The sequence below is a fragment of the Frankia sp. CeCAU1 genome (assembly GCF_977971845.1).
Genome location: NZ_CDWWXA010000149.1, coordinates 4,757 through 10,642, shown reverse-complemented (window position 1 = coordinate 10,642; position 5,886 = coordinate 4,757). Strand labels below are relative to the sequence as shown.

General features: G+C 69.7%; 12 protein-coding genes. 8 read left to right on the top strand and 4 right to left on the bottom strand.

The window, feature by feature from the left end; translation table 11 throughout:
• Positions 1-107 precede the first annotated feature (107 nt).
• Complete coding sequence (locus tag AC08OO_RS19985) at positions 108-362, top strand: hypothetical protein (RefSeq protein ID WP_476618891.1); 255 nt, start codon at positions 108-110, stop codon at positions 360-362.
• Positions 363-516: 154 nt separating this feature from the next.
• On the opposite strand, the gene AC08OO_RS19980 is transcribed toward AC08OO_RS19985, so the two are convergent.
• Both AC08OO_RS19980 and AC08OO_RS19975 read right to left on the bottom strand, forming a co-directional pair.
• Complete coding sequence (locus AC08OO_RS19980) at positions 517-789, bottom strand: hypothetical protein (protein WP_476618890.1); 273 nt, start codon at positions 787-789, stop codon at positions 517-519.
• Between the two features lie 105 nt (positions 790-894).
• A complete protein-coding gene (locus tag AC08OO_RS19975) occupies positions 895-1,407 on the bottom strand; it encodes a hypothetical protein (RefSeq protein ID WP_476618889.1) in 513 nt (170 codons plus the stop codon).
• A gap of 139 nt (positions 1,408-1,546) precedes the next feature.
• Here AC08OO_RS19975 and AC08OO_RS19970 point away from each other — a divergent pair, with 139 nt between their 5' ends.
• From AC08OO_RS19970 to AC08OO_RS19940, 7 genes are all read left to right on the top strand, one after another.
• A complete protein-coding gene (locus AC08OO_RS19970) occupies positions 1,547-1,921 on the top strand; it encodes a hypothetical protein (RefSeq protein WP_476618888.1) in 375 nt (124 codons plus the stop codon).
• Positions 1,922-2,054: 133 nt separating this feature from the next.
• Positions 2,055-2,555: a hypothetical protein gene (locus tag AC08OO_RS19965; protein WP_476618887.1), complete on the top strand. Its 501-nt coding sequence runs from the start codon at positions 2,055-2,057 to the stop codon at positions 2,553-2,555.
• A 69-nt stretch (positions 2,556-2,624) separates the two neighbouring features.
• A complete protein-coding gene (locus AC08OO_RS19960; protein ID WP_476618886.1) occupies positions 2,625-2,951 on the top strand; it encodes a hypothetical protein in 327 nt (108 codons plus the stop codon).
• A 306-nt stretch (positions 2,952-3,257) separates the two neighbouring features.
• A complete protein-coding gene (locus AC08OO_RS19955; protein ID WP_476618885.1) occupies positions 3,258-3,950 on the top strand; it encodes a hypothetical protein in 693 nt (230 codons plus the stop codon).
• The gene (locus AC08OO_RS19950; protein WP_476618884.1) at positions 3,947-4,180 is read left to right on the top strand and encodes a hypothetical protein; all 234 of its coding nucleotides are present in this window, start codon (positions 3,947-3,949) and stop codon (positions 4,178-4,180) included. The genes AC08OO_RS19955 and AC08OO_RS19950 overlap by 4 nt, the downstream gene beginning before the upstream one ends.
• On the top strand, positions 4,177-4,413 hold the full coding sequence (locus AC08OO_RS19945; protein WP_476618883.1) for a hypothetical protein: 237 nt from the start codon (positions 4,177-4,179) through the stop codon (positions 4,411-4,413). Before AC08OO_RS19950 ends, AC08OO_RS19945 begins: the two co-directional genes overlap by 4 nt.
• 125 nt (positions 4,414-4,538) lie before the next feature.
• The gene (locus tag AC08OO_RS19940; protein WP_476618882.1) at positions 4,539-4,736 is read left to right on the top strand and encodes a hypothetical protein; all 198 of its coding nucleotides are present in this window, start codon (positions 4,539-4,541) and stop codon (positions 4,734-4,736) included.
• Between the two features lie 79 nt (positions 4,737-4,815).
• On the opposite strand, the gene AC08OO_RS19935 is transcribed toward AC08OO_RS19940, so the two are convergent.
• Positions 4,816-5,277 carry a hypothetical protein gene (locus AC08OO_RS19935; RefSeq protein WP_476618881.1) on the bottom strand — a complete coding sequence of 154 codons (462 nt, stop codon included), beginning with the start codon at positions 5,275-5,277 and terminating at the stop codon, positions 4,816-4,818.
• Positions 5,278-5,299: 22 nt separating this feature from the next.
• The gene (locus tag AC08OO_RS19930) at positions 5,300-5,737 is read right to left on the bottom strand and encodes a hypothetical protein (RefSeq protein WP_476618880.1); all 438 of its coding nucleotides are present in this window, start codon (positions 5,735-5,737) and stop codon (positions 5,300-5,302) included.
• Positions 5,738-5,886 lie beyond the last annotated feature (149 nt).

Sequence of the window (5,886 nt, the reverse complement as noted above, 5' to 3'; positions counted from 1 at the left end):
CCACAACCCCCCACACCACCACCCCCAGGACGCAGTCTGAGGGCGAACGTTCGGTCGGAGCTTCGCGCGCGGGCGAGGTGGCCGGGGGGCCTGTGGGGCCTGCTGCGGTGCCTGTGGATGGTCTCGGGCCGGTGCCGGCGGGTGCGCCGTCGACCGGGCTTGTGCGGGAGCTGCTGGCGTGGGCAGGGCCGACGGGGATGTCCAGGTCGGAGCTGATGCGGGCCGGGGGCTGGTCGGCGTCGTCGACGCTGTACGAGCACTTGGGCCCGCTGCGCGGGGACGATGCCGCGGGGCGGCCGGCGGAGGTGGTGAACGTGGCCCGGCGCTGGTACCTGGTGGAGCACGCCCCGGCGGGCGCGTAGGCGCCTATCCGGGTAGGCGGGTATCCTCGCGGCTGACAGCGTCCTCCACCTGCTGGCGCAGCTGGTCCATGCTGGGCATCGGGCTTCCTTTCGGTGGGTGGGTTGAGTGTGTCGGGCCCCCGGGCCCAGACAAGCCCGGGGGGTGGATGCGCGGTCAGTGCCGGTTGGCGGCCTCGACCAGCCGATCACTCATCGCCTGGTTCAGCGCGAGGGCTGCACGGGCATGCCCTGCGGCCTCGGCTGTCGGCTGGTCTCCGAGTGCATCAACCAGGGCGCGAACCTCCCGGCTGGTCTCGATCCAGTAGGCGCCCAGCGCCCCGTAGAGGTCCGTCTCCCCGAGCAGCGCCCGCGCGGCGGCCAGGTCGTCGGCTGCCGGCTCGACAGTCACCTCGATGGGCCGGGGGACGGTCTTCTTCGTGCGCGCCATGATCGCGTCCTTTCGATGGGTTCGGACTGTCGGGCCCCCGGGCTTGTTTGGGCCCGGGGGCGGGTGGTTAGTGCTGGTTGGCGGCTTCCAGCCGGGCGAGGTCAGTCAGGCCATCCGGGTGACCTTGATCGACGGGGCGTTTACCCGCATCGGCAGGTCCTCGCCGCGCTCGGCGTAGTCCTCCCGGACCGCTGCGGTGTCCATCACCGTCCGGCCGGCGGTGAATCTCACGTCGAACTGGCCGTGGCGCCCCGGGCCGGCGTCGTCGAGCACCGGCCGGGCCTGCTTCTTCAGGTCCCGGGCGAGCGCTTCCAGTCGGGCTGCTTCGGCCCACGCCTCTGCCGCGAGTTCGATGTCGGTCAGGACGGTCAGGTCGTCGTCCGGCTTCGGCATCTTCCGGAATCGGGTGCGCTCCTGGTTCGCTTTCCGTGCGGCTCGGTATGCCTCTACCGAGTTGGCGGAGACCCCGGCACCGAGGCGGGAGAGCTTCCCGGCCTTTAGGTAGCGGCGGATGGTGGCCGGCTTCAGTCCGCCGAGCTCGACGGCAGCCGTCTCGATGCTGATGGTGTGGTCACGGACGAGGGCCGGGATGGTGGCGATGTCGGCGGTGATGGTCATTTTAGGGCTCCTCTCGTTCTGCGCTGACAACGTCAGTATGCACCAGATCGGAGGGGAATGCAAATCGCCTACCCGACTTGACGACACCTCCACATGTTGTGCATACTGACGTTGTCAGCGCAGAACGAGAGGACACGCCATGCACGAGCACCTAGTGAACCTGCTCCACACCCTGAACGAGTCGATCACCGCCGCCGGTCTCGGCGTCTACGACCAGACCGCATGGGACGGCCAGCTCCGGGACGCCACCGACGAGGCGCTCATCGCAGAAATCACCGCCCTCGGCGCCCTGTGGGAGTTCACCGAGACAATCATCCGGGTCGCGTTCCTACGTCCAGGTGACATCGTCATCGGCCTAAACGACCATCCCGAAGGCGTCGTTGCTTCCCGGAAGGTCCGCCCGGCGGTGGAGTCCACCTCCCGCGAGATGGAAATCATGGTCACGTATGTCGGGCAAGACCCGCACCCGGAGATAGCACGGTGGGCGCTGCCGATCCTGCGGGCAGCGGTCTGAGGCAACCCGGGCCGGCGCGGGAAGCGCCGGCCCGGCAGCCCCATCTACCCCACGTCCGTGGGTGTCAGCGCAGAACAGGAGGACCGGGCCGGCCCATCTACGATACTGGGACCCCGCAGGAGAAGGGGGACGCATGAAGGACAGGCCACTACCACAGGGTGTCGTCGACGACGGCGTCCTGTACTGGCGCGCCCGCGACATCGCCGACTATCTCGGCGTCACCTACAACGGCGTGACGACGATGCTCCGTCGCGCCGCCGATGATCTGCCGCCGGCAGATGTCCCGTCCGAGCTGCTAGAACGAAGCGATCAAAAGCTTTGGCCAGCCGATGATGTGATCGCCTACTACTCGCCGGAGGCCCGTGCCGCGCGAGCCGCCCGCCGGGGCCCCGACCGGGCCGAGGTGACTGCCGGGCCGAACGACCGCCGGCTGTCCGACGTCCAGCGACGCATCCTTACCGCGGCCCGAGACGGGTCGCTCGATTGGCCGGCGGATGGCGCGCCGGTGCTCGTCGCCGGCCGCCGGGTGTCGGTGCGGCCTGCGCGGGCATTGCTCGTCCGCGGCGCGCTAGCCCGTGACGGGCGGGGGGTGCCGATGCTGACGGAGACCGGAGGAAAAATGATTGAGAGCTGACCCGATTTGCATTCCCCTTCGATCTGGTGCATACTGACGTTGTCAGCGCAGAACGAGAGGAACCCTAAAATGAGCTACACCAGCACGCACGAAGGATCCTTGAGCATCACCCCGCCCGTCCCCGCGGACATCCTGAACCTCCCACCGCAGGACGGCCAATTCTACGCCTGCCAGAACGGTGACGGCCACGTCTACGCCCTGGAGGCCAGCTTTTCGGCCTACTACTCTGGCGAGCTCGACGCCACCGAGCTCCAGCAGATCGTCAACTCAATCCCTACCGGACACGAGATCGCCGGAGAGATCACCCGGAGGGGTGAGGAGACCTGCGACATCGAGCGGGTCCACGTCGAGGGCCGCAAGGTCGTCGTCGAGCGGGGCGAGATTGACTGGAGCTAGGCAGCAACCGATCTCGGTGCGGACGTCGCGGGGCTGACCGTCTCGGCTCGCGGCATCCGCACCGCGGACCTGCTCGGCTAACCCGGTAACGCAGCGGCCCCGCACCCACGGGGGAGGGTGCGGGGCCGCTGCGCGTGCGGGGTCCTCGGGCGCGCCGGGTTGTGGCCCACCCTGCCGGGTGACTTCGGCTGAGCTTCGCGGACACTGGGACGGCAGGCCCGACCCTGGAGGTCTGCTGTCCCGGCGTCGCCGAGGACCCCCGCAGCGTATCAAGCATCATGCGATCTATGAATCGTTGATCGTACGATGTTTGATGTGCAGACACCGGCGCCCGGCGCAGAGCTGGAGATCAAAATTCTGATCGGGGAGCTGTACGGCCAGTTCTCGGCGGCCGACGCCCCCGGTACCCTGCCCCTCCTGGACCGGCTGACCCGCGCCTACCACCACCAGGTCATCCCCCGCACCCCCGGCGAACGCACCCACCGTCCCCCAGGCCCACGGCCGCCCGGCGCGGACGGGCCGATGCTCGCCCGCGACGAGATCGAAAAGGCACTCGGCGACTGGGTGCGGTTCTGCCGCGACGGCATGCCCCTCCGCGTCACCCGCGCGGAGGCCGCCGGCCTGCTTCCCATCCTCGCCGCGCAGAAGGACGGCGGCGAGCATCTCGGGGAGCTGCTCCACGATGTCCGCTCCGTCCACCGGGTCGCCCTGCTGGTACTCGGAATTGAAGACCCGCCCAGCACCGTGGGGAACGCCGTCTGCCCCGGCTGCGAAGCGCCACGGACGATCAGCTTCGACAAGCACGCGGACCGCGGGGACCTCTGGTGCTCCAATGCCGGCTACGAGCAGGGCGCCTGTCACGACGACGCGAAGTGGCCGGACTGCCGCGATCCCGAAACGGGGATCATCCGCTGCCGCCGCTCCCCCCGCTCGACCAGGCATTCCCGCAGGTGGGACCACTCCGAGCTGCACCTCCTCATCCCCCAGGACACCCGTTGACCGGCCCTCGTCCCGCGCGCGGCCACGAGGACTCCCGCCGCGCCATGGCCGCGTTCACCGAGGTGATGCGCACCAAGCTGCTACGCGCGGGGGCCGCACTGTGCGAGCTTGCCGCCGCAGCGACCCGGGCGCGCTCGGTCCGGTGTACGCCACCCCTGCCGCCGGACCTGTACCGGGATGGCCGTCTCCGATGGATGACCCCCTACGGACCCGCGAGGAGAGCACGATGATCGGGCGAGCGATGCGAGCGTGGGCAAGCGTCGAGCAGCCTGACGGCCTACGTCGCGTCTGGGCCTACGGCACCGACTACGGCGCCCAGGAGGACCGGCGCCGTCGACGTCATGTCGCGGGCTGGCTGTACTTGCCGCTGCCACGCAATCCCGTGTGTGCGGCTCGCGGCCACCGCATGGTGACCGTCAACTCCTACACCCTGCCGCCGCCGTTGCTGCGGTGGGACCGTTGACCAGATGCGCGGCGCCATGGCGGAGCTCCTCAGCGCCTTCAACGCGACGTCCGGTCGTGCTCCGCTCGGGGACCGGGACATCCACGCCGAGCAGGAACCCACGAACGGCGCCGCTGCGAGTGCCGATGCCGGCTGACCTCGACGCCCTCGCCGCGTTCACCCTCGCCCGTCTCGGCGAGGAAGAGCGGGACGCGCGTGAGCTCGGCGGTGCCGCGTTCCACGCTTACATCGAGGGCGGTGACGACGGGTGGGCGTCCGAGTCGACCTTTGACGTCCTCCCCCTCGTTCACGAGGGGGAGGACGTCAACCGCTACGCCGCCTGACCTACCCACAGCCGGGCCACGCCGCCCGTCCCCGTCCCACAGAGCCCTCCATCTCCCGGATGGGGGGCTCCTCGTGAGCTCAGGCGATGATGTCGGGGGGTGCGATCGGCACCCGCCCCCGGAGGTATTGGGCGTGCAGCACGGGAGCCCGGCTGCTCCGATCCCGAAAGTCTTGGTACCGGCCATGATCCAAATGGTCGACTACGGGAAGATGATCAACCGCGTGGGCGTGGATCGCCGCGGTGATCTGCTCCCAGACCGACGCGGGTAGCCGTGCCTCCCGCCGGGACACATAGCCGTAGACGAGCTCCACATATCCGCCACAGACCCGAACGCGGCCACCGCCCGGCGGCCACGATGTCCACTCCCCGCCGAGCCGGTCAAGCCGCCCGGCGCGGATCGCCGCCGCCAGGCCGGACCAGACAACCCCCGGCAGGCGGATCTCATGCGTCTCGCCGGCGTACTCGTAGCGGACAACGACGTCGATGCCCTGCCTGCCGAACTGGCAGGCAGGGGCCACTGCGGCAGTCTGCCAGGCCATGATCTTTCCCGAATCCTGGCGGTCAGGCAGGGACCGGCCGGCCCGGCCGTTCGCCGCGCAGCGCCGCGCCGACCCGGGTCTCCCGGTCGGCGTGCAACGCCGCTATCCGCTCGATCTGAGAAAGATCAAGATCGGCGAGGCCGTCGAGGCGACGGGTGAGCCATGCCCGCTCCCAGGCGAGGAGCAGATCGGCCCTCTGCCGCAGCAGCTCGTCTGCGATGGCGAGGCCTGCCGCAGCCGGCAGCACCTCCGCATAGACAACCTCGCGGATGCGGCTCGCCAGCGCCGCCATCTGCTCCTGGAACTGCTCCACCGTAGCCGTGTACTGGGTGCACATGGCCGCCAGTGACGTGATCTGCTCCGGGCGGAGCTTGAGAGGGCCGGCGGCGTGCAGCTCCCTGGCGAACAGTTGATCGGCTGGGGCGAGAACCAACGCCGCGGCGGGCAGCAAACTGTGCATGATCACAACTCTTCCGATTGAGGATGGGGCTGCCCTACCCGCGGTTGTTACGCAACCAGCCCAGGAGTCGCCGCGAGGGGGCACCTCACGGCGCGGCTACGGGCCGCGGGTAGGGCAGCGTCAGGGGCCCGGCACGCTCGGGGGAACGC